Below are 22171 nucleotides of genomic sequence, written 5' to 3'. Positions count from 1 at the left end.
TCGCTCGGGTGCCCGCCCTCCCCGCGCTTCAAACCGGATGAAATGATGCCAACGTGATAGTGCAGCGCATCCGGCGCGTCGTCGACGGTGTCGCCGAGAGCCTCGGCAGATCCACCTCCGCCCTCATCGCACCGGAGCGACACTTCGATCCGGCGCACCCCTGGTTCCTCACTGCCGTCGAGCGCGGCAACGACGACACCCGAATCACCGCCTGGACCGAGGGCAACCGCGTCGAGAACCTGGTGCACGGCAAGACCTATTTCGCCGCACTCGCCCGAGCCCTCGACCGCACCGAGCGCGACGACCTGGTGCTGTTCACCGATTGGCGCGGAGATCCGGAACAGCTGCTCACCGACGACGGCGTGACCGTCGAGGACGCGCTCACGGCCGTCGCGCACCGCGGTGGCGTCGTGAAGGGCATGGTGTGGCGCTCGCACATGGAGACGCTCGGATTCACCGGCCCGAAGAATCGCAAGCTCGCCATGAAGCTCGAAGAGGCAGGCGGCGAGGTGATCCTCGACCAGCGCGTGCTGGTCACCGGAAGCCACCACCAGAAGTTCGTGGTGGTGCGGTACGGCAGGAAAGATCTGCCCGACGTCGCGTTCGTGGGCGGCATCGACCTGGCCCGTGCTCGACGCGACGACGCCGATCATTTCGGCGATCCGGTCTCCCGTCCCTTCCCTCCCGAGTACGGCGAGATCGCGGCCTGGCACGACGTGCAGGTCCAGTTGGAGGGACCCGCGGTGCGGGACGTCGAGGACGTCTTCCGCGAGCGCTGGGAGGATCCCGCAGCCCTGTCCCGCCTCCCCTGGCACGCCATCCCCGACATGCTGCGCGGAGTGACTCGGGAGCCGTCGGAACTGCCGCCTGCGGCTGCACCGCCGGAACCGCAGGGCACGTGCTCGGTGCAGTTGTTGCGCACCTACCCGCGTCGACGCCCCGCCTACCCGTTCGCCACCAAGGGCGAGCGCAGCGCGGCACGGGCATACGCCAAGGCGCTCAACCGGGCAACCGAGCTGATCTACATCGAGGACCAGTACCTGTGGTCGGTGGATGTCGCACGCGTCTTCGCCGCGGCACTGCGCCGTAAGCCGAACCTGCGCTTGGTGGTGGTGGTTCCCAAGCATCTCGACGACGACAGTGCACTCACCATTCCGTCTGCGCTGCTGGGACACTCGGCTGCGTTGGAGGTCATCCGCGCCGCCGGTGGCGATCGCGTGTTGGTTCTCGACATCGAAAACGACCGCGGCATACCGGTTTACGTGCATTCGAAGGTCTGCATCATCGACGACGTGTGGACCGCGGTGGGCTCGGACAACTTCAATCGTCGCTCCTGGACTCACGATTCGGAGCTGACGGCGGCGATCGTCGACGACGAACACGACGACCGCGAACCTCTCGACCCCGCCGGATTGGGCGACGGTGCCCGAACCCACGCCCGCAACCTGCGCCTGGAACTGATTCGCGAACACCTCGGCCGGGCCGACGGTGACGACGCCGATCTGGTGGACCCGCAGGCATTCTTCGACGCCATCTCGGCAAGTGCAACCGCGCTCGACGAGTGGCACCACAACCCGTCCTCGGGCCCGCGCCCTGCCGGCAGGCTTCGCCGACACGAGATCTCCGTGCCACCGGTGTGGCAACAGCGACTCGCCGCATTCGCCTATCGCCTGTTCGTGGATCCCGACGGCCGCCCGATCGGAATGCGTCTGCGTCGTCGCTTCTGAGGCTATCGCCGAGCACCAGCCGTTTCGGTCCTGACATATCGGGCATTCGCAGTCGATGCCTCCCTCCTCCGAATCCCTCAGTGCCCTCGTCTTCGCTCCGTCTCCGCTGTTGACGGTGACCCTCGACAAAGCTCCCAACGGCAACACCGAACTGCACGTGCACGCGGGTGGTCAGGGCCACTGGATCGCCCGGATGGCCACGGTGCTCGGTCTCGACGTCACACTGACGGGAGTGTTCGGCGGCGAGATCGGGGGCATTCTGCGCGACATCGTCGAGCGGGAGGGCATCTCCGTCGTCTCGGTCGACATCGGCCAGGAGAGCGGCTCGTACGTGCACGATCGCCGTAGCGGTGAGCGTGAAATCCTTGCCACGGTCGACCCGCCGCCCCTGGCCAGGCATGCGCTCGACGACCTGTTCAGCGCGGCACTCGCAGCCGGTGCCCGCAGCGACGTCGCCATCCTCGGCGGACCGCACGAAGAGGACATCGTCCCGCCCGAGGTGTACGAGCGGCTGTGCGCGGACCTCACCGCCCTGGGTAAGACGGTGGTGGCCGACCTGTCCGGGCCGACCATGATCGCTGCGCTCGCCGGCGGCCTCACGGTGCTCAAGGTCAGCCACGAGGACCTCATCGCCGACGGCCGGGCCGAGTCCGAGGACCCGGCGCACCTCATCGACTCGATGCGGAAGATGCACGACGACGGCGCGGAGATCGTCGTGATCTCGCGGGCCGGAGATCCAGCCCTGGCATTGGTGGACGGCGACGTGCTCGAAATTGTCACGCCGGGTCTACGCATGGTCGATCACCACGGAGCAGGCGATTCGATGAGTGCCGGCATCGCCGCAGGGCTCGCGCAGGGATTGTCGGTCCCGGAGGCGTTGCGTCTCGGCGGCGGCGCGGGCACGGCCAACGTCACCCGACGCGGCCTCGGCAGCGGGCGACGCGACCTGGTTCTCGGCCTGACCGAATCGGTGGAGGTTCGTCCGTACAAGAAGGCAGGCAAGAAATGAGAGCCCTGATCACCAACGACGACGGCGTGCACAGCGCGGGCATCGCCCTGCTCGCGCGGGTGGCTGTCGACGCCGGTCTCGACGTCGTCGTGGCCGCACCCCACGAGGAGCGCAGCGGGGCCAGCGCATCGTTGACCGGCATGGGCGTCGACGATCATCTCGGCGTCGCAGCGGTGGAGATCGACGGTCTGCCCGATGTCCCGGCGTACGCGGTGCAGGCGTCGCCCGCTCTGATCGCGTTCGTCGCCACCCGAGGAGCCTTCGGCGACGCGCCGGACCTGGTGCTCTCGGGCATCAACCACGGCCCCAACACCGGTGCAGCCGTTCTGCATTCGGGCACCGTCGGGGCCGCATTGACTGCGCTGACCCATGGAGTTCCGGCCATGGCCCTGTCGTCGATCGCCACCGAGCCTGCTCACTGGGACACCGCCGAGCACGTCGCACACCTCGCGGTGACGTGGATGGTGTCGCACGGACCGTCCGACGCCGTCGTCAACGTCAACATCCCGGACGTTCCGCTGGCGGATCTGGCGGGGATCGTGCCGGCATCGCTCGCCCGCTACGGCGCGGTACAGGCCGAGATAGGCGATCGCGGGGAGGATTTCGTCACCGTTCGCTTCGACGAGATCCGAGCCGAGGACGACGATTCCGACGCCTCCCTGCTGGCCCGACACTGGGCGACCGTCACTGCGCTTCGTCCGCCGAGCGAGGTGGACGGCGTCGACCTGTCCACGATGGGCGCGTGATCTCACCGACGAGACCGACTGTGTCGGCGCCCTCGGGCACACTGAAACCATCACCGCACATGCCACGGACCTAGGGGGTCACCGAGTATGACGTCAGTTCTCGATTCCGGATCATCGCGCAGCCAGCACTTCCACGGGGTTGTTCCACCGTTCCTGCTCGAAAGGCTCCAGGGTGCGGGCGCTCGCGCCACACTGCTCGCCGATCGTGAAATGCGTGCGGGACGCGAGGTGGTGCAGGCGCGCACCGCCATCGCTCCGCGCACCGGCGGCACGCTCGAACGCACGATCTCCGACGCGAAGTCCACCAGGGATCTCCCCGGCCAGCAGGTGCGCGCCGAGGGCGAGGAAGCAACCGGCGACGCTGCGACCGACGAGGCGTACGACGGTCTCGGGGCCACGTACGCATTCTTCGACGAGGTCTACGGCTACTCGAGTCTCGACGGCAGCGGCCTGCCCCTCGACGCGACGGTGCACTACGGGCAGGACTACGACAACGCGTTCTGGGACGGCTCGCGCATGGTGTTCGGCGACGGTGACGGCGAGGTGTTCGCTCGATTCACCGTCTCGCTCGGCGTCATCGCACACGAACTCGCGCACGGGTTCACGCAGTACACCACCCCGCTCGAATACAAGGACCAGGCCGGCGCGCTGAACGAGTCGATCTCCGATGTGTTCGGCGCACTGGTCGAGCAGTACACCGCCGGGCAGAACGCCGAGGACGCGTCCTGGCTGATCGGCGAAGGGCTGTTCCTTCCGGCCGTTCAGGGGAAAGCGTTGCGTTCTCTGCTCGAGCCCGGCACCGCGTACGACGACGACGTGCTCGGTAAGGATCCGCAGCCGGCCAGCATGGACGATTTCGTCGTCACCACCGAGGACGAGGGCGGTGTGCACATCAATTCGGGTATCCCGAACCGCGCGTTCGCCGTCGCCGCCACCACGCTGGGCGGTCCGGCCTGGGATCGCGTCGGGCAGGTGTGGTTCGACACGATGACGGTCGGCGGACTGTCTCCTACGGTCGATTTCGCCGGCTTCGCGGCCGCCACGCTCGCCGCGGCGAACAAGCGGTACGGAGCCGGTTCCGACGTTGCCGAGGCTGTGTCGACCGGGTGGTCTACCGTGGGAGTTCGGACAACAGGGATCGAGTCCATACCGAGGCCGAGCGACGATCGGGTGTGATCGAGGGCAAATGAGCCTGCGCATCGAGGTACTGCGAACCGGCGGTGTCGCCGGTATGTCCAAGCGCGGAGTAGTCGAGACCGACGAGCCGGAATGGCAGTCGTTGGTCGAGGCCGCGCAGCCGTACATCGCCGATCAGCAGGCCACCGACTCGGCCGACTCGAATGCCCGCGACACGTTCGTCTGGAACGTGTCGGTGGGTGAGCACTCGTGCCGCGTCGGCGATTCGAACCTGACCGGACCACTACGCGACCTCGCGGAGCGCACTCTCCGCGAGGGCCGCGTCAAGTAGCTGTCGCGTCAGGTAGCTGTCGTGTCGGGAGCAGGAGGAACCGAGCTCAGGCCTTCCACTCCGCACTGCGTTCTTCGGTCGCCTGCCCCAGTGCCTCGACGAGGGCGTCGACTCCGAAGTCCTTGCCGTACGAGGGCGTTCCCGGCTGCTGACGCCACGACTGGGCGAGGGTGCCGCCGTCGACGGGGTCGAATCCGAGCTCGTCGATCACCGAGAACACGAGCTTCTTGGAATCCTCGTCGTCGCCTGCGATCGGCAGTGCGATACGGTCGCTGGTACCGCTGGGCACACCCTTTTCCAACAGGTGCTTCCAGTAGATTCCGTTGAACGCCTTGATCACCGGCTCGCCGAGTTGCTGAGACACCCACACACTTTCGGGTGTACCACCCTCGATCTCCTCGATCAGCCCGTCCCGCTGCTGCGGGTAGTAGTTGTTGGTCTCGATGATCGGTGCCCCGGGCTTACGGGCACCGGCAACCCCCGGTGCCAGATCCGGCACGTTCTTCTGCGGAATGCTCAGAATCACCAGGTCTGCGTCCTGAGCCGCGTCGGCGGCCCACACTGCCGTCGCCCCGGTGTCGGCCGCCAGGTCTGCCAGGGTCTCCGGGTCACGTGAGTTGGAGAACCGAACCTCGTGACCGAGTGCCGTCAGGCGACGGACGAGAGTACCGCCGATGAATCCGCTTCCGATGATTCCAATTTTCATACTCGGAACCAACGCACGCCCGACCCCGAACAATTCCCGTCAGGATCCGACGGAGACCTTACCCCGGGGACGACCGAACTTCATGGCCTTGTCCACCACCTTGCCGTAGCGCAGCACCGGCAGGTCGCGGAAGTAGTTCATGCGCAGCTTCCACGGGGTCTCGCTGCCCTGTCTCGGGAAGTTGTCCACCGCCCGCAGCACGTACCCCGCCGCGAAATCGAGGAACGGTTCCTCGTCGATCGACGGGTCGCGTTCGAGCTCGACTGTGCTGTAGCCCTTCTCGTCCATGTGCGCCAGCAGTCGCATCACGTAGTTCGAGACCATGTCGGCCTTGAGCGTCCACGAGGCGTTGGTGTAACCGACGACGAAGGCGAAGTTGGGGATACCGGTGAGCATCATGCCCTTGTAGGCCATGGTGCTGGGCAGGTCGACATCCTTGCCGTCGACCCGGAACTGCGCACCGCCGAGAGCGGAAAGGTTCAATCCCGTTGCGGTGACGACGATATCGGCGTCGAGGTGCTGGCCCGACTTCAGCTTCAGGCCGGTCTCGGTGAACGTGTCGATGTGATCGGTGACGATCGAGACTTCGTCCTTGCGAATCGAACGGAACAGATCGTTGTCGGGCACCAGGCACAGGCGCTGATCCCACGGGTTGTAGGACGGGGTGAAGTGGGTGTCGAGGTCGAATCCCTTCGGCAACCACCCCTCCTGCATCGTCCGGATCCGCTTCTTCATGAACTCCGGGTACTTCTGGCTCAGCGTGTAGATCAACATGGCCATCGACACGTTCTTGAGCCGAGTGACGCTGTACGCCAACTTCTTCGGCAGCCGCTTACGTAGCGTCTGCGCAATCGGATCCTGTGACGGAAGCGAGAGGACGTAGCTGGGCGAGCGCTGCAGCAGCGTGACGTGCTCGGCGTCGCGAGCCAGGTTGGGAGCCAACGTGATTGCCGTTGCACCGCTACCGATCACGACGATCTTCTTGCCGGAGTAGTCCAGATCCTCGGGCCAGTGCTGCGGGTGGATCACCTGGCCGCCGAAATTCTCCTGCCCGGCGAACTCGGGGGTGAATCCCTTGTCGTAGTTGTAGTAGCCACTGCAGGAGAACACGAACGACGCGGTGATCGTGACTGTTTCGTCGGTATCGGTACGGTGCGCGGTCACCGTCCAGAACTGCTGTTCGGACGACCACTCGAGCGCGACGACCTTGTGATGGAACCGGATGTGCTTGTCGACACCCGCTTCCTGCGCGGTTTCGACGATGTAGTTGCGGATGTCGGTGCCGTCGGCGATGGATTTCTCACCCATCCACGGCTTGAAGCTGTATCCGAGGGTGTACATGTCGGAGTCGGAGCGAATCCCGGGGTAGCGGAACAGATCCCACGTTCCCCCGATCGCGCCGCGACTTTCGAGGATGGCGTAGGTCTTACCGGGCAGATCGTGCCCGAGGTGGCGCGCGGCCCCGATCCCGGACAGGCCGGCACCGATGATGAGAACGTCGACCTCGGGAGAGGGCAGTACGGCAGTCATGTCAGCGATTCCTTCGATGTCCGGTGTCAGCTGGTCTTGTTGCGAGCGCTCTCGGACCTGCCGAGGCGGGCTACTTCTTCGTCCATCTTCGGCAGGATCGTCGGCACGTGCTCGAGCATGCTGCGATCACCGACCCGCGAGGTGATGACGGCCTTGAACCACGACGCTGCGCCCACCCACCGCGGCACGTAGACGCGCCGCTTGCGCTTGGCCAGGCCGTCGACGAACGCGTCGACGCACTGCTCGACGGTCATCGTCTTACCCAGCGGGCCGGGCAGCACCGCGAGCAGATCCTGGAATGCGGTGAGATCGGACTTGGCGTCCTGCACCATCGGTGTGTCGATCCATGCCATGTGCGCAGAGCCGACATCGACACCTCGATAGTTGACCTCGAGCCGGAGGGCGTTCGCAAAGTGTTCTGCCGCAGCCTTACTGGCGTTGTACGCGGCCAGGCCGGGGCACGGGGTGAACGCCGCGAGCGAGGAGACGACGAGTACGTAGCCGTTGCGCTCGATGAGCGAAGGTAGGGCCGCGCGGACGGTGTTGAACACGCCCATCACGTTGATGTCCATGACGCGTTGGAACGTGGCGGGATCGACCTGCATGATCGATCCGTAGCTGGCGATGCCTGCGTTCGCCAGCACCAGATCGATGCCGCCGTACGCCTCGATTCCCCCGTCGACGGCGCGCTGCATGTCGTCGAGATTCCGCACGTCGGCAACGAATGCCGCTGCTTTCAGCTGGGTTGCGAGTTCCAGGAGGGGTGCCTCGTCGACGTCGACGAGAACCAGCTGGGCACCTCGGCCCGCCAGCGCACGTGCCGTTGCGGCACCGATTCCCCGTGCCGCTCCGGTAATCAGAACGACCTTGTTCCGCAGCGTCGACGCCGCCATCTGCTCCCCCTCGATCGGAATGCTTGTCTGCGAACACTTTGCATCTGATACCGAGCGGTGTCAAGATCTGTCTGTGACTACCCATCACAGCGAACCCGGCCGTACCTACCGAGGCGCCGACCCGCAGCAGCGGCAGCAGGAGCGTCGAATTCGCCTGCTCGACGCCGCCGTGAAGGTCTTCGGCACCACCGGCTACCGGACGGCAACCGTCGAGAAGGTGTGCAGCGAGGCCGGGCTGACCAAGCGCTACTTCTACGAGTCCTTCTCCAACAGCGAGGACTTGCTCATGGCCGCCTACGGCCGAGCGACCGACGCCATGCGCGAGAACATCCTGGCCGGTGCGCAGGCCGAGGCCGACTCCACCGAGCAGGTTCTCCGGGGAGCTCTCACCGGCTTCTTCACGTTCGTCGCCGAGAATCCTGAATCCGCGCGCATCGCCTTCGTCGAGATTCTCGGAGTCTCGCCCACCGTCGACGCGCTCTACCGCAAGACGACGACCTCGTTCTCCGAGACGGTGCTGCAGGTGGCCGAGGCCGCCGGATCCAGCCGCGGGCTCGCCGGGCCCAACCGTCGAACACTGGCGATGGGCCTGGTGGGCGCGGTCCTCACCATCGCCCAACAATGGCTGCTCTCTCCCGAACGCGAACCGCTGGACTCGGTGATCGCCAGCGCCCACACCATCCTCGCCGCCGTGGTGTTCGGACGCGTCGACAGCTGAGCTGCGATGTAGGACCTACAGGCTCACGGCCTACTCTGCAACGGCTCCACCGGCTCGTCCGCAGTGGCGCGTTCTCCTGATTTGACGACGACCACGCCGAGCAGAACCAGTGCGCCACCGGCCAATTGGACCGGTGCCGGTGCCTGCCCGAGCAGCAGCCACGCGAACACCAAGGCCGCAACGACCTCCATCAGACCCATGAACGACGCCAACCGCGACCCGAGGCGTCGGCCCGCCGCGATGCCGAGAACGTAGGCCAGCGCGGCGGTCACGACGCCGAGGCCGATGATCGGCACCCACCACGGAACGACCGCATCGACGAAGGTGACGTCGGTGAGCGGAGCAGCGAACGGGACGATCCCGATGAGACCGGCGACCAGCAGGATGAGCCCACCCGTCAGCAGACCGGCTCCGGCGAGCACGATCGGCGGGAGGCCGTTGCTCTCGTCCGCCGACAGCACCCAGTACACGGCCGCACCGACCATCGAGCCCAGCGCCCACAGCACGCCGACCGAGTCCACGTCCGCACCGGAGATCAGATCGAGCACGAGCACCAGACCCATTGCGGCCAGCAGTGCGCCCACCACGGTCAGGCGACCGGGACGCTGCTGGTGCCGGAACCACATCCACCCGATGACGGCCACAGGCGAGGTGAACTCGATCAGCAGCGCGACACCCACCTCCATGCGTCCGACGGCGTTGAAGAAGGCGAGCTGACACCCTGCCACCGCGAAGGCACCGTAGGCGAGGAGCAGCTTCCAGTTCTTCGCCAGCAGGTTCCACCGCCCGCGCAACGCGAGGATCGACGGAATCAGCAGGACGGCTGCGGCGAGCAGAATTCGCGCGGTCACCGCCGCCCCGGCCGTCCAGCCTGCGTCGAGCAGGCCCGTGGCGAGTGAGCCGGAAAGCCCGAAGGACGCCGCGGAGAGCAGCGCGAAACCGAGTCCCGAGAGTCGACGCGACCGCGCGGCAGCATCGTGGGTGGCCGCGAGATCCGCATTCGCGTCATGAGTGTAAGCCGTCATGACATGTGACAGTAGGGACCGACTTGGTAAGGTGTCAACATGCTTTTTGCTCATGACGCGGAACTGTCACTGTTGGCGGCCGTGGCGTTGATCAATTCCGCCGAGGAGCCGGACACGCTGACCACCCGAGAGCAGCTCGCCGAGTTCTTCACCGAACAGGGCTACTCCGGCCGCTTCGACGGCGACGACGCCGAGCTCGAGGCCGTGAGAGCACTGCGCCCGACCCTGCGCGCGCTGCTCACCAGCAGCCGAGACGACGCCGTGGTCGAGGTGAACCGGCTGCTCGCCGAATCCTCGGCCCTGCCCAGACTGGTTCGTCACGGAGATCTCGACTGGCACATCCATGCCGTCGCCGACGACAGTCCGCTCGCGACCCGCATCGTCGTCGAGACCGCGATGTCCATGATCGACGTCATCCGAGCGGACGAGCTCTCGCGCTTCGACGTCTGCGCGGATCCGGACTGCAACGGGCTGGTCCTCGACCTCTCGCGCAACCGGTCCCGCCGGTTCTGCAGCACTACCTGCGGGAACCGAGCGGCCGTTGCCGCATACCGCGCGCGCAAGGCTCAGTGACGACGGCCACTGGGCAGTGCGGGGCTTAATCGGTCGGCTTTCGGGTATCCCCCGCTCCGAGCTGATCGAAAGGAATTGCCCTTATGGTCGAGAAAAGGCCTACCAAAACGAGCTGGGCCAGAGCTGTCGAGAACATGCTGGCCGTCATCTTGATCTTCGCCGGTATCGCCGCCGCAGGCGGTCTGATCGCCGCATTGGCGGGCGGCTTCGAGGGTTGGGCGATCGTCGCCGGAATCGCCGTGATCGTGTTGTTCGGTGCCGGATTCCTCGCGATTCGCGACGGCGCTCGACGACGAGCCCTCGAAACGAACACCGTCGTCTACGCCCCGGACAACACCGACCAGCTGTTCGACGTCGACCCGAATACGGGTGAGCGAACCCCGCACCGCGAGTAGCGCGATCGGTGCGGGTTCGCCCGGCGGGGTCGGTCAGAACGGATACTTCTGAACGTCCGACTGCATCGTGACCCACTGCAGATCGCAGAACGTATCGAGGTTGACGGTGGTGCCGAAGTGTCCACCGGAACCCGAGGCCTTGACGCCGCCGAACGGCGCGACGGCCTCGTCGTCGATCGTCTGATCGTTGATGTGCACTGCGCCGGAACGAATTCGGTCCGCCAGCTCGTACGCCGCGAACGGATTTGCGGTGACGATCGCAACGGACAGACCGTATTCCGAGGAATTGACGATGTCGATGGCCTCGTCCACGGTGCGGTACGTGGTGATGGGTGCGACCGGACCGAAGATCTCGTCGGTGAACGCGGGTGAATCCTTCGGCACGTTACCGAGCACGGTCGGTCGGTAGTAGAGCCCGTCGAAGGTTCCGCCTGCAGCCAGTTCGGCACCGGCCGTCACCGTGGCCTGCACGATGCTGTCGACTCGCTTCAGCTGGTTCTCGTCGATGATGGGCCCCAACGCATTCGACGGGTCGGTCGGATCTCCGACGGTGATGCGCGCGGCGATCTTCGCGAGTTCCGCCGTGTACTGCTCGGCGAGATGCTCGGGAACGAGGTGCCGACCCGACGCCATGCAGATCTGCCCCTGGTGCAGGAACGATCCCCACGCACCCGCCGACGCGGCGGCCTCGATGTCTGCATCGGGCAGCACGAGGAATGCGTTGTTCCCGCCGAGCTCGAGGTGGACCTTCTTGAGCAACGGCGCAGCGGCTTCCGCGATTCGGCGGCCGGCCGCGGTGGATCCGGTGAAGGAGATGCACGGCACGTCGGGGTGCGAGACGAGCGCCGCTCCCACGTCGGCACCCGAGGGCAGTACGTGCAACAGACCGTCCGGCAGGCCGGCCTCGGCGAGAATCTCGGCCAGGACCAGCCCACCCGAAATCGGAGTTCGTGGATCGGGTTTGAGCACTACGGCATTGCCGACGGCCAGAGCTGGCGCGACCGACCGCATCGACAATACCGCCGGGAAGTTGAACGGACTGATCACGCCGATGACGCCCATCGGAACGTATCGCCCTACCGAGAACCGGGACTTCGCGCTGCGCAGGACCTGCCCGTAGGGCTGGGACGCCAACGTGGCCGCCTCGGTCAGTTCGGCAAGGACCAAGCCGACTTCGGCCCCTGCCTTGCCGTGGCTGGATCCCGATTCGGGAATCAGCCACCGCGTCAGACGCTCGGGGTTCTGCTCGAGAATCGCTGCAGCCTTCGTCATGACCGATGCTCGCTCCGGGTAGGGCTTGGCGGCCCATTCTTGCTGCGCACGTGCAGCTTTAGCGACAGCTCGATCGAGGTCCGCGACGTCCGCAGCACCGACGGTGGCCACGAGGGCCCCGTCGGCAGGAGCCGTCACGTCGAGGGTTCCACCGCCGCCGTCCAGCCATCCGCCGTCGAATATCTTCGCCGTCCACGCCAGTGTGTTCGCCATGTCAGTCCTGCTCTTTCATTCTCGGTGTTCTTTTCTTCGTTACCGCTGGGCTGCGATCGCTGCGTCGAGCACCTCGGCCTCGGCCCAGGATCCGTGGAACGCGAACGGAACTCGGACGGGAAGCTTCACCCGCGCGAGAGGTTCGCGGGTGAACGCGTCGGCCTCGTGCACCAGCAGCTCGGAGAGTCCGGTCGCCGGATTCCACCACAGGGTCAGCAGATATCCGTCGTTCTCGCCGCTCGCTCCTCGACGCTGGACGAAGACCGGTTCGCTGGGGCTGGTCAATCCGTCGGGCCCTTCGAGCACGATCGTCTGGCCGGTGGAGAAGTCATGGCGCGCAAGCCCATCCGTCAGAGTCAGCGGAGACAGATCTCGGGTGGTGGCGAAGTAGCCGAAGCGATTCTCTTTGCCCAGCCACGCGTCGTTGATCTTCGGGAATTCACCCGCGATCCCGCTGTGCATGTGCTGGGTGGTCGTCCCGGTCGCGGTATCGAGCACGAACCGCCAGGCCATCGCGGATGGAAACCAGGAGTGCGAGTCGATCGGCTCGTCCGAGTCGTCGGCCGGATTGCCCAGACGCGCGATGACGTGCAGATCCACCACGATTCCTGTGGCGGTTTCGTGCGCGTTGAAGAAGTGCGTCGGGGCCAGCATCAGGCCGGTGTCGTACCAGCTCACCTCATGGGTGCGACGGTCGAGCACGGCGAACCTACTGCCGTTCGGCGTCGCCGATTCGTCCCAGAGCACGCCGGGTCGCCCCTCCATGATGCGGTCGAGGCGAAACTGGTTGGGCGAGATGAGGAAGATCGCGAGGTGTTCGCTCACGATGTAATCGTGAACCATTGCCGGGCACCCCATGTCGAAACCGAAGGAATCGACGACGGTGCCGTTGGTATCGGCCTCGTACCACGTCAGTCTCGGCCCGATGGCCGAGTAGAACAGCATGTTTCCGGTCGACGGTTCGATCTTGTAGTGCGCCGTGCACAGGATGTCGAGTGCACCACCGAAGTTGTACGTGCCCTGCGTATCGAGAGTTTCGGGGTGCATCGAATGCGGAAGTCCGCCTTCGTAGTACACCAGCAGATGGTCGGCGAACAGCCCGACGTTGGTATTGGCGACGCTCTTGGACGGCGGCGCGCCCGCGGGCAGATCTCGCTTGGCCTTGCCGGAGCCGTTGACGAAACCGCTGTACAGCGCTTCCCCGGCCTCCACCTCGATCTTCATGGTGTCGGTGTGCACCCACTTCATCCGGAACGACGCCTTACCGTCGCGGATGTAGGTGCCCGCGACGCCGCCATCGCCCTCCCACCAGTGGTAGCGGTCGGTGTCGAGTGGCTCGAAGCGTGGATTGTCGGCCACTCGGAACAGCGCGCCGGCGAGATCGTCGGGGAGTTTCCCGATGACCTCGAGGTCGAACGCCTCGGTCTCCTCGTGCCACGGCGCGAACGGCCCGTTGAGAAACTTGTTGGACGTGTTCCAGTCGACGTCCGCCTCGTGCCGCGGAGTCGGGGGCGCGGTGCGGCGGACCACTGTCGTCGGCAGCGGGGTGGGAAGTTCACGCATAGCTGATGCCTTTCGTCTCGATGTAGGACAGTTCGGAAGGACTCGCCGAAGTTCCGATCCACGACGCCACCGCGGCTCTCACTGCAGCTCGAACGTCGTCACCGTCGTGCGGATGCCACGCGGCCGCAACGAAGCGGTCGGGCCGGATGAGCACGAATCTTCCGGTGTACGTCCGCATCTCGTCGTCCAGACCGCCGTCGACGTCGAGTAGAACGTTGATGCCGTCGATTCTCGGCACCGTGCGATCGGTGGGCACGGCGACCTCGACGGCGTGTAGGCCGCGCCCGATATCACGTGCGTGCGCCCATTCCGCCGTGTCGTGCACGTCGACTCCCACCAGCGCCCAACCGGTTCCGAGTATCTCGTCGAGCGGGCGGATGGTTCGGGTCGCCGAGTCGAAGGCCCGGGGCTGCCCGATGACGCTCCCGGTGTCGTCACCCGGGAGCACGAGCCCGTCGGCGAATCGGTACGGCGGACGATAGGCCATGGTCTCGAACCAGCGTCGCCCGTTCTCGGTGGCCAGTGCGGCCCGGACCAACTCGTCGCGCCTGGCCGCGATGCGAGGGTTGGTCGTCATCACCACGCGACCCAACCGCTCGGACGCGCGAACAACCGCGGCGGCGTGCGGGCCGCGCTCGGATTGGTATGTGGCCAGCACACTTTCATGCAGGCAACCGTCGAGCGCGCCGGCCAACTTCCACGTCAGGTTCGCGGCGTCACGAATGCCGGAGTTCAGACCCTGACCGGCGAACGGCGGCATCATGTGTGCGGCGTCGCCGAGCAGGAAGCAGCGCCCCAATTGCCATCGATCGGCCACGAGGCCGTGGAATCGATAGTTGACGGCTCGTTCGACCTGGGCGGGTGTGATCGGCCGGTAGCGCGAGACGAGTTTCTCGATGAGCTCGAACGGCGGCGCGTCGGTGGCCGTACCCTCCCCCTCGAACAGGCGGAATTCGTATCGACAGCGGCCACCGAGACCCGGCACCACCACGTGCGGCCTGCTCGGATCGGCGTGGTGCATGCCGTAGCGCTCTATGTGCGGGTCGCCGAGCGTGTCGACCACCAACCACAATTCCGGGTGGCTGCGTCCGATCATCCCGATACCGAGCAGGTTTCGGACGGTCGATCGTCCGCCGTCGCAACCGAGGAGGTAGCGGGCTCGCACCGTGCGTCCGCCCGCTTCGATGGCCACGGCGTCCGCGTCCTGCACGATCGACGTGACCTCGGTGTCGAACCGAACGGTGACATTGCGCGCCGTGTGCAGCGCTTCGGCCAGCACACGCTCGAGGTCCGGTTGCGCGAACGGGTTCTTGAACGGGTAGCCCAATCGGTAGGCGCTCTCCGCGCCGCCGTGGAACAGCGGTTCGTCGTCGAGTCCGTAGTAGCGGGTTCCGGTGCCGGGCACGACGATCGGCAGGATTCTGTCGATCACACCTGCCTGCTGATAGGTGCGCAGCGCCTCGTCGTCGATGCTGATCGCTTTGGGTTCGTCGCTCGTCGTCGAGCGCCGCTCGAGAACGACGACACGGAGCCCTCGTGCAGCGAGCAGCAGGCCCGTGGTCATCCCGACCGGACCGGCGCCGCAGATCGCTACGTCGTAGAGGGTGTCGAATCTCGTATCCACACCACCAACGTAGCGTGCATCACGTTAAATAGGAATGCTGTCCCACAAAATAGGACACGCTACGAACTGACGACGGCCAATCTCGTCGACAGCGTCTGCGCCGCGGCCCGCACTGCGGTGACGAGCACGTCGGTCCGGTCCTCCGGGACTCGACGCCTGATCGCGACGATGCTCAATGCCGCTGCCACCGAACCGGACTCGTCGAAGATCGGTGCGGCGATTCCCATCGCATCCGGATCGACCTCGGCGACGGTCAGGCCGTAGCCGGTGGTGCGGATCCGCTCGAGGCGATCGACGAGGCGATCGACGTCGGTCAACGTTCGATCGGTGAAGCGTTGCAGCTCGTGACGACCCAGAATCGAGCGGATTTCCTTCTCCGGCAACCAGGCCAACAGCGTCAGCGCCGACGCGCCGGCATTGATGGGCAGCCGACTCCCCCGCTCGTAGCTCAGGCGCACCAGTTGCTTGGCTCCCTCACACCGCTCGATGCACACTGCCGTGTCGTCGACGAGCCTGGTGAGCAACACCGTTTCGCCCACCTCGTCCGCCAATTCCCGCATCACCGGTTGGGCGATCGTCGTCAATCCGTAACCGCGCCGGGCCAATCGAGCAAGTTCGAGTACCGCGACACCCAACCGAAACCCGCCGTTGGGGGCTTCCTCGAGAAACGATGCGCCGACCAATGTCTGCAGATATCGATATGCCGTGGAGCGGGCACTGCCGAGAGCCTCGGCGACATCGTTCGCGCTGATCTGCAGGCGATCCTCGGTGAACATGCCCAGGATGATCAGCGCGCGGTCGGCCGTGCTGTTGCGTTCTCTGTATCCACTCGTTTCCGAAGCCATGTCGCCATCATAGTTCTGATTATCAGGACTGCAGTGTCATCAAACGAACCAACACTCTTGACAGCTGTGATCCAGGCCATGAACACTGTCCTGTATTAGACAACAGAAGTCCTGCTTTACAGGACACGGCCTCTGGACGAGGAACTCATGAAACCCACCCAACACACGCTGGATCGCGGCACGCTCATCGCCTGCTGCCTCGCGATCGGCGTCGCCCAGATGGGCGTCTCGCTCGCAGCGCCCATTCTCGGAGTGATCCAACGCGACCTCGGAGCGAGCGCTGCGGCGCTGGCCTGGATCCCGGCCGCGTTCATCCTTCCCACCGCCATCCTCGAGCTCAACTTCGGCGTGCTGGGCGACATGTTCGGCCGCAAGAGGCTGCTCGTCTGGGGCGGCGTGCTCGTCTTCGTCGGAGACGTCGTCGCCGGAACGTCGGGAACTCTGACGCAGCTGATCGCCGGGCAGGCCATCGCCGGACTCGGCGCTGCCGCAATCTTTCCCACGTCACTGGCCATGCTGGTCTCGGCAACCCCGGAACGTCAGGAACGAGCCCGCGCCCTGTCTCTCTGGGCGGTCAGCCTGGCGTTCGGTGCCATGATCGCCCCGCTGATCAGCGGCTTCGCCGCCGAACACTTCAGCTGGGGCTGGTCGTTCGCCATTCCCGCCGTGCTGGGTCTCGTCACCGCAGCCGTCAGCGCCGCGGTGATCGTCGACTCGCGTCATCCCGCCGGACGCGGACTCGACTGGCCCGGCCAGATCACCATCGCCGTCGCTTTGCTTGCGCTGCTGTACGCGGTGATCCAGGGCTCCGTGGACGGCTACTCGAGCCCCGTCATCGTGGGCACTTTCGTTCTCGCCGTAGCGTCGTTCGTCGCGTTCGTCATCAGCGAGCAGCGAGCCCGCACCCCGATGCTGAACCTCGCGCTCTTCCGTACGCCCGCCTTCGCGGCGGCCGCCCTGATCGGTTTGCTCGCGATGTTCGGGTTCATCGGAACCGCCTACGCACTCAGCGTGAAACTCGAAGCGATCCTGCACGTCAGCCCGCTGCAGGCAGCTCTACCGTTCGCCCTCATCCAAGCCGTACCGCTGCTCCTCACTCCGTTGCTCCCGCGCCTGTTGATGCGCGTCGCGGCCCGCACCCTGTTGGTCACCGGGCTTTCGGCACTGGCCATCGGTCAGATATGGATGGCTCAGCTACCGGGCGACTCCACCTCACTGCTCGCCATGACCGGCCCGATCCTGCTGCTCGGCACCGGATTCATCACCATGTTCACCGCACTGACGGCCGTCGCCGTCGGAGCCGTCGCCATCGACTACGCCGGAATGGCAAGCGCGGTCACCAGTCTCGTTCGCGAAACCGGCCAGAGCCTCGGCCCCGCGATCGTCAGCGCCGTGGCCTTCGGAGTTGCCGGAGCCACCCTCACCTCCAACCTGTCCGACGGTTCCCTCCCTCCCGAGGCGGTGGGCGTGGCCTCCGGCGTCGCCGAACAGGGCGGACCGCTGGCGGTGGCCAACGCCGACCTCGGCCCGATCTCGGATCTCGTTGCACCCCTTGCTCGGACGGCTCTCGAAACCGGACTCGACATGGGCATCTACGTCTGTGCCGGGGCCACCGTCCTGGCTGCGCTCATCGCCCTCGTCATCCCCGGCGGAGCCCCGAAGGGCCTCGATGCGGCCCCGATCGATGCGGCAGCGTCACCTGTGGCCGGGCGACTGCTGCCGGCAGGTGAGTGAGATGTCCACGCCCACTCTGAATCACGTCTTCACCCTCGACGTCGAGCTGGCTCCCCCGGTGCTCATCGGGCCGACCCCGCACGGAATGCGTCGAGTCATCCCGATCACCGGCGGTCGATTCCACGGACCGGCCGGATCCGGAACGATCCTGCCCGGCGGTGCGGACTGGAACCTCGTGCGTGCCGACGGCATCACCCATCTGTGGGCTCGCTACACGATCGTCACCGACGACAACGTGCCCATCATGGTCACCAACGAGGGCTGGGGCACCCAGGACGACGCCACCATGGACCGCATCTTCGCCGGCGGCGGTGCCGACGTCGACCGCTGGTACTGCTCGACCAACCCTCGATTCGAAGTGGCCGACCAAGAGTGGAACTGGTTGAACCACAGCGTGTTCGTCGGACACCTCTTGCCCCCGAGCCGCGGCGACCGGGTTCGGATCACCGTCTACACCGACGCCCCCGTTCCCACCCCATCGACGCCCCGAAAGGCGGATCACTGACATGACCACTCCGACCAGGAACACACTGCAGGAAGGTGGTGCTGTGGGCACGCTGCGACAGACAGCCGTCTCGCACATCGGTTTCACCGTTCCCGACGTCGCCGCCACCGCCGACTTCTACGGCCGCACCGTCGGTCTGACGGTGCAGGAGGAACTCGCGAGCGGCGGCCTGCGCCTCGGCTGGGGCCTCGGACACCATGTTCTCGATCTGACCGAAGGTCCGAAAGGACTGTCTCACTACGGCTTCGAAGTCCGCGACTCCGACGGTATCGCCGGAATCACCGCGCGACTGAAGGACGCAGGCCACGATGTCGCGGATCTGGATCCGTCCGTGATCGACCATGCCGTCGGCGTACCGTCGGGCATCTCGGTGACCGACCCCGACGGCACGACGGTGCATTTCCACGGGCCGGTCGCGCGCCAGGGTGAGAACGCTGCCGATCCGGGACGACGCCCGATCAAGTTCCAGCACACCACTCTCGGCACCGACAACGTGGCGCAGATGGTCTCGTTCTTCGTCGACACCGTCGGGTTCCGCATCTCCGATCAGCTCGAGGACGGCAAGTTCGCGTGGTTACGCAGCGACCGCGATCACCACACCCTGGCCGTCGTCGAGAACGGCAACCCCGGCAATCTCGACCACTACTCCTACGACCTCGCCGAGTGGGAGGACTTCAAGTCCTGGTGCGATCGCCTCACCGAGATCGGCGTCGACGTCGTCTGGGGCCCGGGCCGTCACGGCCCCGGCAACAACCTGTTCGTCTTCTTCGACGATCCCGCCGGCAACCACATCGAGCTCTCGGCCGAGATGGAGAAGTTCCACGACGACCGAGCCACGTACGTGACGCGGCAGTGGCGTCCGGTACCCGCGTCGGTGAATCTGTGGGGCGGACAACTGGCGAGCTGGCGCAAGACGAGTGAGAGCGAGATCTGACCGATGGCCTACATCAGTTACGAGCACAACGACATTCGCGGAGTCGGCGAGGTCGACGGCGACACTCTGATTCCGCTGCAGGGCATCGACGCGATCGGACGGACCAGCTCGCTCGAGGCACTTGCCGGCGCGGATCGGCTGACCCAGGAGCGCCTGCCGATCTCGGACGTGCGGGTGCTCCCGGCGGTCACCGACCCGGCCCGAGTGATCTGTGTCGGCCTGAACTACCGCGACCACATCGCCGAAACCGGACGCGAGTTCCCCACGTATCCGGTGATGTTTCCCAAGTACGCCTCCAGTCTCATCGGGGCCTACGACGACATCGCCGTCCCGCCGGAGAGTGCAGAGGTGGACTACGAGGGCGAGATGGCCGTCGTCATCGGACGCACCGGTCGGCGCATCACCGAGGAGAGCGCGCTCGATCACGTTCTGGGCTACACCGTCGCCAACGACATCACGATGCGTGACTTCCAGTACAGGACGCACCAGTGGATGCAGGGAAAGGCATGGGACGCAGCCACTCCCCTCGGCCCCCGCATCGTCTGCCCCGGCGAGGTGGACCTTGCGAGCTGCGGCATCCGCACCGTCGTCAACGGCGAGAAGGTACAGGAATCGGATCTGTCGCAGTTGCTGTTCACGGTGCCGAACTTGATCGCGACCATCTCCACGTTCACCGCCCTCGAGCCCGGTGACGTCATTCTCACCGGCACCCCCGGTGGCGTCGGATATCGCCGGAAGCCGCAGCTGTTGCTGAAGCCGGGCGATTACGTGAGCGTGGAGATCGACGGTGTCGGATCGGTCAGCAACAGACTGGTGGCGGAAGTGCTCTGAGGCTTGGTGCTTGGCTGTCTTTGATGGACGTCAGTGCGAATTGCGCTGCAGCACAGCCACCATGCTCGAACCCGGTTCGTATCGACTGATCCACGTCGCCTGGACGGCGTGGTAGAGATCGGGCTTGCCGCTCCACACCGTAGCGGCCGGACGATTGCTGCTGTCGAGTTCGTGATGCCAGGAGCCGTCGGCGCGGTCGAGGAAGTATTCGGCGGCGACATCCCACCAGGTGCGGTAGTCCTGCTCGTAGCGGTCTTCTCGGGTGTGGCGCGCGAGTGTCGCCGCCGCACCGATCGCCTCGCACAGCACCCAGTGCAGACGTTCGGTCACGACCGGCTCCCCCGACCAGTCCGTGGTGTAGACGAATCCGGGCGTTGGCCCGAGTTGCCAGCCGTCGACCGCTGCGCGGTGGTAGAGCGCTCGGGCGGCGGCGATACGGTCGTGCCCGCTCGCATCGAGGCTTGCCTGCACGAGAAGCCGGGCCCACTCGAATCCATGGCCGACTGTGGCTCCGTAGGGCTTGAACTGGTTGGCGGTGTCGTCGCTGTTGTACTCGAGCTGCGGGATCCACTCGGCGGTGAAATGCTCCGGAACACGCCAGTCGTTCGCTTCGGCCCAGCGACATACGTTGTCGCAGATACGCAGTGCACGTTCGCGCCAGAGCTCGGGCGCACCGGCGTCGGCGGCGGCCAGCAGCGCCTCGACCATGTGCATGTTGGCATTGATCCCGCGGTAGTCGTCGAGCACGGACCAGTCCGCAGTCCATGTGTCCGAACACATCCCGTGATGATCGTCCCAGAAACGACGTTCGACGGTATCGAGTGCCTCCTCGAGAAGCTGTCGGCCATGGGGGTGCCCCACTGCGGTAGCAGCCGACGCGGCAAGTACCACGAAGGCATGCGTGTAGGCCGATTTCACTGCTTCGGGCGAGAACGCGTCGGCACTGGACTCGAACCAACCACCGTTCGTGCTGTCTCGCAACGTCGTCAGTAATCCCTCGAACACCCGATCGGCTTTCCTCCGAGACCCCGGCCGTCCCAGCATCGAGGCGAGAAAGTGCACATGCGCCATCCGCGCGGTGATGTATGTATGGGCCGGATGATCGAGGTCGGGGTTCCCTCGGTCGTCCAACCACGCGGCACCACCGGTCGGGTGGTCGAGTGTGGTTCCGAAATCGAGAAGCCTCGACGATTCGGTGTCGAGCCACAACTGATGCGAGGGCAGCGTCAGCCAGCTGCGACCATCTCCGGTATCCATGTGTTCATTGTGCGCCCGACGAGAAAGCACCCGACGCCGGTCAGCGAGAGACGCTGTAGCGCAGGTACATCCATCCCGATACCGGGAAGAGCTTCTGTTCGGCGAGAACGAGGTCGAGGTGATGTCCCACCGGAAAGTAGGGCTTGCCACTGCCCAGGATCGTCGGCAGCAGGATGACCTCGAATTGATCGATCAGGTCGACCAGTGAGGCTGCCAAGGCTGCTCCTCCCACAGCCAGCGTTCCCTCGGTCTCCCGCTTGAGCCGCTCCACCTCGGCGATCGCGTCTGCGCTGCGCACCAGGCGGCAGCCGTCGGGAACGGAGTCGAGGGTGTCGGAGAAGACGATCCGGGGAGTGGCCTTGTACAGCTCGGCGAACTCCGCCTCTACTTCGTCGCCGTCGAGGCGTTCCGGATCTGTCCAGAAGTCTTCCATGGCCTCGTACAGTCGGCGTCCGAACAGAAACGCAGCGGTCGCTTCGGTCTGCCGATTGGAGAATCGATGTGACTCCGCGTCGGGCACCGAGAAGTCGAGACTGCCCGCCGAGTCTTCGATGTAGCCGTCGAGGGAAACATGCATGTTGTAGGTCAGTATGGCCATGTCAC

General features: G+C 65.7%; 22 protein-coding genes. 12 read left to right on the top strand and 10 right to left on the bottom strand.

Translation table 11 applies throughout. From position 1 onward, the window contains the following. Positions 1-53 precede the first annotated feature (53 nt). The 5 genes from CH283_RS00305 to CH283_RS00285 all read left to right on the top strand — a co-directional run bounded on the left by CH283_RS00305 (position 54) and on the right by CH283_RS00285 (position 4950). Positions 54-1727 (top strand): phospholipase D family protein, encoded by a 1674-nt coding sequence (locus CH283_RS00305; protein ID WP_068054273.1) that lies wholly within the window; start codon positions 54-56, stop codon positions 1725-1727. A 55-nt stretch (positions 1728-1782) separates the two neighbouring features. Then, a complete protein-coding gene (locus tag CH283_RS00300) occupies positions 1783-2736 on the top strand; it encodes a 1-phosphofructokinase family hexose kinase (protein ID WP_068054270.1) in 954 nt (317 codons plus the stop codon). Further along, entirely contained in the window at positions 2733-3482 is a 750-nt protein-coding gene (gene surE, locus CH283_RS00295) for a 5'/3'-nucleotidase SurE (protein ID WP_068054267.1), read from the top strand. The genes CH283_RS00300 and surE overlap by 4 nt, the downstream gene beginning before the upstream one ends. Before the next feature lie 87 nt (positions 3483-3569). Then, positions 3570-4658, top strand: coding sequence for a M4 family metallopeptidase (locus CH283_RS00290; RefSeq protein ID WP_094638658.1), 1089 nt, complete (start codon positions 3570-3572; stop codon positions 4656-4658). 10 nt (positions 4659-4668) lie between these two features. Next, positions 4669-4950, top strand: a complete 282-nt coding sequence (locus tag CH283_RS00285; protein WP_082899002.1) for a protealysin inhibitor emfourin — start codon at positions 4669-4671, stop codon at positions 4948-4950. Between the two features lie 46 nt (positions 4951-4996). Here the strand turns inward: CH283_RS00285 and CH283_RS00280 are convergent, their stop codons facing one another. The 3 genes from CH283_RS00280 to CH283_RS00270 are packed head-to-tail and all read right to left on the bottom strand — an operon-like array spanning position 4997 to position 8079. Beyond that, positions 4997-5656, bottom strand: coding sequence for an NADPH-dependent F420 reductase (locus tag CH283_RS00280; RefSeq protein WP_094638657.1), 660 nt, complete (start codon positions 5654-5656; stop codon positions 4997-4999). Positions 5657-5695: 39 nt separating this feature from the next. After that, positions 5696-7186, bottom strand: a complete 1491-nt coding sequence (locus CH283_RS00275) for a flavin-containing monooxygenase (RefSeq protein ID WP_094638656.1) — start codon at positions 7184-7186, stop codon at positions 5696-5698. A 26-nt stretch (positions 7187-7212) separates the two neighbouring features. Then, on the bottom strand, positions 7213-8079 hold the full coding sequence (locus CH283_RS00270) for an SDR family oxidoreductase (RefSeq protein ID WP_094638655.1): 867 nt from the start codon (positions 8077-8079) through the stop codon (positions 7213-7215). Positions 8080-8152: 73 nt separating this feature from the next. On the opposite strand from CH283_RS00270, the gene CH283_RS00265 reads away from it, so the two are divergent. Beyond that, complete coding sequence (locus CH283_RS00265) at positions 8153-8797, top strand: TetR/AcrR family transcriptional regulator (RefSeq protein ID WP_068054255.1); 645 nt, start codon at positions 8153-8155, stop codon at positions 8795-8797. Between the two features lie 23 nt (positions 8798-8820). On the opposite strand, the gene CH283_RS00260 is transcribed toward CH283_RS00265, so the two are convergent. Continuing rightward, the gene (locus tag CH283_RS00260) at positions 8821-9822 is read right to left on the bottom strand and encodes an EamA family transporter (RefSeq protein WP_068054252.1); all 1002 of its coding nucleotides are present in this window, start codon (positions 9820-9822) and stop codon (positions 8821-8823) included. 39 nt (positions 9823-9861) lie between these two features. On the opposite strand from CH283_RS00260, the gene CH283_RS00255 reads away from it, so the two are divergent. After that, the gene (locus CH283_RS00255) at positions 9862-10395 is read left to right on the top strand and encodes a CGNR zinc finger domain-containing protein (RefSeq protein ID WP_068054245.1); all 534 of its coding nucleotides are present in this window, start codon (positions 9862-9864) and stop codon (positions 10393-10395) included. An 83-nt stretch (positions 10396-10478) separates the two neighbouring features. Continuing rightward, positions 10479-10790: a hypothetical protein gene (locus CH283_RS00250; RefSeq protein WP_068284000.1), complete on the top strand. Its 312-nt coding sequence runs from the start codon at positions 10479-10481 to the stop codon at positions 10788-10790. A 33-nt stretch (positions 10791-10823) separates the two neighbouring features. Here the strand turns inward: CH283_RS00250 and CH283_RS00245 are convergent, their stop codons facing one another. Genes CH283_RS00245 through CH283_RS00230 form a run of 4 tightly spaced genes read right to left on the bottom strand, consistent with a single transcriptional unit; the run spans position 10824 to position 16307 of the window. Beyond that, a complete protein-coding gene (locus CH283_RS00245; RefSeq protein ID WP_094638654.1) occupies positions 10824-12275 on the bottom strand; it encodes an aldehyde dehydrogenase family protein in 1452 nt (483 codons plus the stop codon). Positions 12276-12314: 39 nt separating this feature from the next. Continuing rightward, the gene (locus CH283_RS00240) at positions 12315-13838 is read right to left on the bottom strand and encodes a carotenoid oxygenase family protein (RefSeq protein WP_094638653.1); all 1524 of its coding nucleotides are present in this window, start codon (positions 13836-13838) and stop codon (positions 12315-12317) included. Further along, positions 13831-15462, bottom strand: a complete 1632-nt coding sequence (locus CH283_RS00235; protein ID WP_255183029.1) for an FAD-dependent monooxygenase — start codon at positions 15460-15462, stop codon at positions 13831-13833. Before CH283_RS00235 ends, CH283_RS00240 begins: the two co-directional genes overlap by 8 nt. A gap of 59 nt (positions 15463-15521) precedes the next feature. Further along, complete coding sequence (locus tag CH283_RS00230; RefSeq protein WP_094638652.1) at positions 15522-16307, bottom strand: IclR family transcriptional regulator; 786 nt, start codon at positions 16305-16307, stop codon at positions 15522-15524. Between the two features lie 147 nt (positions 16308-16454). On the opposite strand from CH283_RS00230, the gene CH283_RS00225 reads away from it, so the two are divergent. From CH283_RS00225 to CH283_RS00210, 4 genes are read left to right on the top strand one after another with little or no spacing between them, the layout of a single operon-like run. After that, positions 16455-18041: an MFS transporter gene (locus CH283_RS00225; RefSeq protein WP_094648534.1), complete on the top strand. Its 1587-nt coding sequence runs from the start codon at positions 16455-16457 to the stop codon at positions 18039-18041. Position 18042: 1 nt separating this feature from the next. Further along, positions 18043-18546, top strand: a complete 504-nt coding sequence (locus tag CH283_RS00220) for a DUF3237 domain-containing protein (RefSeq protein WP_176460167.1) — start codon at positions 18043-18045, stop codon at positions 18544-18546. Position 18547: 1 nt separating this feature from the next. Then, entirely contained in the window at positions 18548-19480 is a 933-nt protein-coding gene (locus CH283_RS00215) for a VOC family protein (protein WP_094638649.1), read from the top strand. Positions 19481-19483: 3 nt separating this feature from the next. After that, positions 19484-20311, top strand: coding sequence for a fumarylacetoacetate hydrolase family protein (locus tag CH283_RS00210; RefSeq protein WP_094638648.1), 828 nt, complete (start codon positions 19484-19486; stop codon positions 20309-20311). Between the two features lie 30 nt (positions 20312-20341). Here CH283_RS00210 and CH283_RS00205 read toward each other — a convergent pair whose 3' ends face one another. After that, complete coding sequence (locus CH283_RS00205) at positions 20342-21568, bottom strand: AGE family epimerase/isomerase (RefSeq protein WP_094638647.1); 1227 nt, start codon at positions 21566-21568, stop codon at positions 20342-20344. 40 nt (positions 21569-21608) lie between these two features. Further along, positions 21609-22166 carry a dihydrofolate reductase family protein gene (locus CH283_RS00200; protein ID WP_068054217.1) on the bottom strand — a complete coding sequence of 186 codons (558 nt, stop codon included), beginning with the start codon at positions 22164-22166 and terminating at the stop codon, positions 21609-21611. Positions 22167-22171 lie beyond the last annotated feature (5 nt).

This window comes from Rhodococcus sp. 05-2254-2 (assembly GCF_002259095.1).
Lineage (GTDB): Bacteria > Actinomycetota > Actinomycetes > Mycobacteriales > Mycobacteriaceae > Rhodococcoides.
Note: the sequence above shows the minus strand (reverse complement) of the source record. Positions and strands in the feature narration are given on the sequence as shown.

Excerpts from the sequence above, each read along its gene's own strand:
- CH283_RS00210 (WP_094638648.1), top strand. The coding sequence starts at position 19,484 with ATGGCCTACATCAGTTACGAGCACAACGACATTCGCGGAGTCGGCGAG.
- CH283_RS00285 (WP_082899002.1), top strand. The coding sequence starts at position 4,669 with ATGAGCCTGCGCATCGAGGTACTGCGAACCGGCGGTGTCGCCGGTATG.
- CH283_RS00300 (WP_068054270.1), top strand. The coding sequence starts at position 1,783 with ATGCCTCCCTCCTCCGAATCCCTCAGTGCCCTCGTCTTCGCTCCGTCT.
- CH283_RS00255 (WP_068054245.1), top strand. The coding sequence starts at position 9,862 with ATGCTTTTTGCTCATGACGCGGAACTGTCACTGTTGGCGGCCGTGGCG.
- CH283_RS00280 (WP_094638657.1), bottom strand. The coding sequence starts at position 5,656 with ATGAAAATTGGAATCATCGGAAGCGGATTCATCGGCGGTACTCTCGTC.
- CH283_RS00230 (WP_094638652.1), bottom strand. The coding sequence starts at position 16,307 with ATGGCTTCGGAAACGAGTGGATACAGAGAACGCAACAGCACGGCCGAC.
- CH283_RS00290 (WP_094638658.1), top strand. The coding sequence starts at position 3,570 with ATGACGTCAGTTCTCGATTCCGGATCATCGCGCAGCCAGCACTTCCAC.
- surE (WP_068054267.1), top strand. The coding sequence starts at position 2,733 with ATGAGAGCCCTGATCACCAACGACGACGGCGTGCACAGCGCGGGCATC.
- CH283_RS00215 (WP_094638649.1), top strand. The coding sequence starts at position 18,548 with ATGACCACTCCGACCAGGAACACACTGCAGGAAGGTGGTGCTGTGGGC.
- CH283_RS00220 (WP_176460167.1), top strand. The coding sequence starts at position 18,043 with ATGTCCACGCCCACTCTGAATCACGTCTTCACCCTCGACGTCGAGCTG.
- CH283_RS00205 (WP_094638647.1), bottom strand. The coding sequence starts at position 21,568 with ATGGATACCGGAGATGGTCGCAGCTGGCTGACGCTGCCCTCGCATCAG.
- CH283_RS00250 (WP_068284000.1), top strand. The coding sequence starts at position 10,479 with ATGGTCGAGAAAAGGCCTACCAAAACGAGCTGGGCCAGAGCTGTCGAG.
- CH283_RS00240 (WP_094638653.1), bottom strand. The coding sequence starts at position 13,838 with ATGCGTGAACTTCCCACCCCGCTGCCGACGACAGTGGTCCGCCGCACC.
- CH283_RS00225 (WP_094648534.1), top strand. The coding sequence starts at position 16,455 with ATGAAACCCACCCAACACACGCTGGATCGCGGCACGCTCATCGCCTGC.
- CH283_RS00200 (WP_068054217.1), bottom strand. The coding sequence starts at position 22,166 with ATGGCCATACTGACCTACAACATGCATGTTTCCCTCGACGGCTACATC.
- CH283_RS00275 (WP_094638656.1), bottom strand. The coding sequence starts at position 7,186 with ATGACTGCCGTACTGCCCTCTCCCGAGGTCGACGTTCTCATCATCGGT.
- CH283_RS00245 (WP_094638654.1), bottom strand. The coding sequence starts at position 12,275 with ATGGCGAACACACTGGCGTGGACGGCGAAGATATTCGACGGCGGATGG.
- CH283_RS00260 (WP_068054252.1), bottom strand. The coding sequence starts at position 9,822 with ATGACGGCTTACACTCATGACGCGAATGCGGATCTCGCGGCCACCCAC.
- CH283_RS00270 (WP_094638655.1), bottom strand. The coding sequence starts at position 8,079 with ATGGCGGCGTCGACGCTGCGGAACAAGGTCGTTCTGATTACCGGAGCG.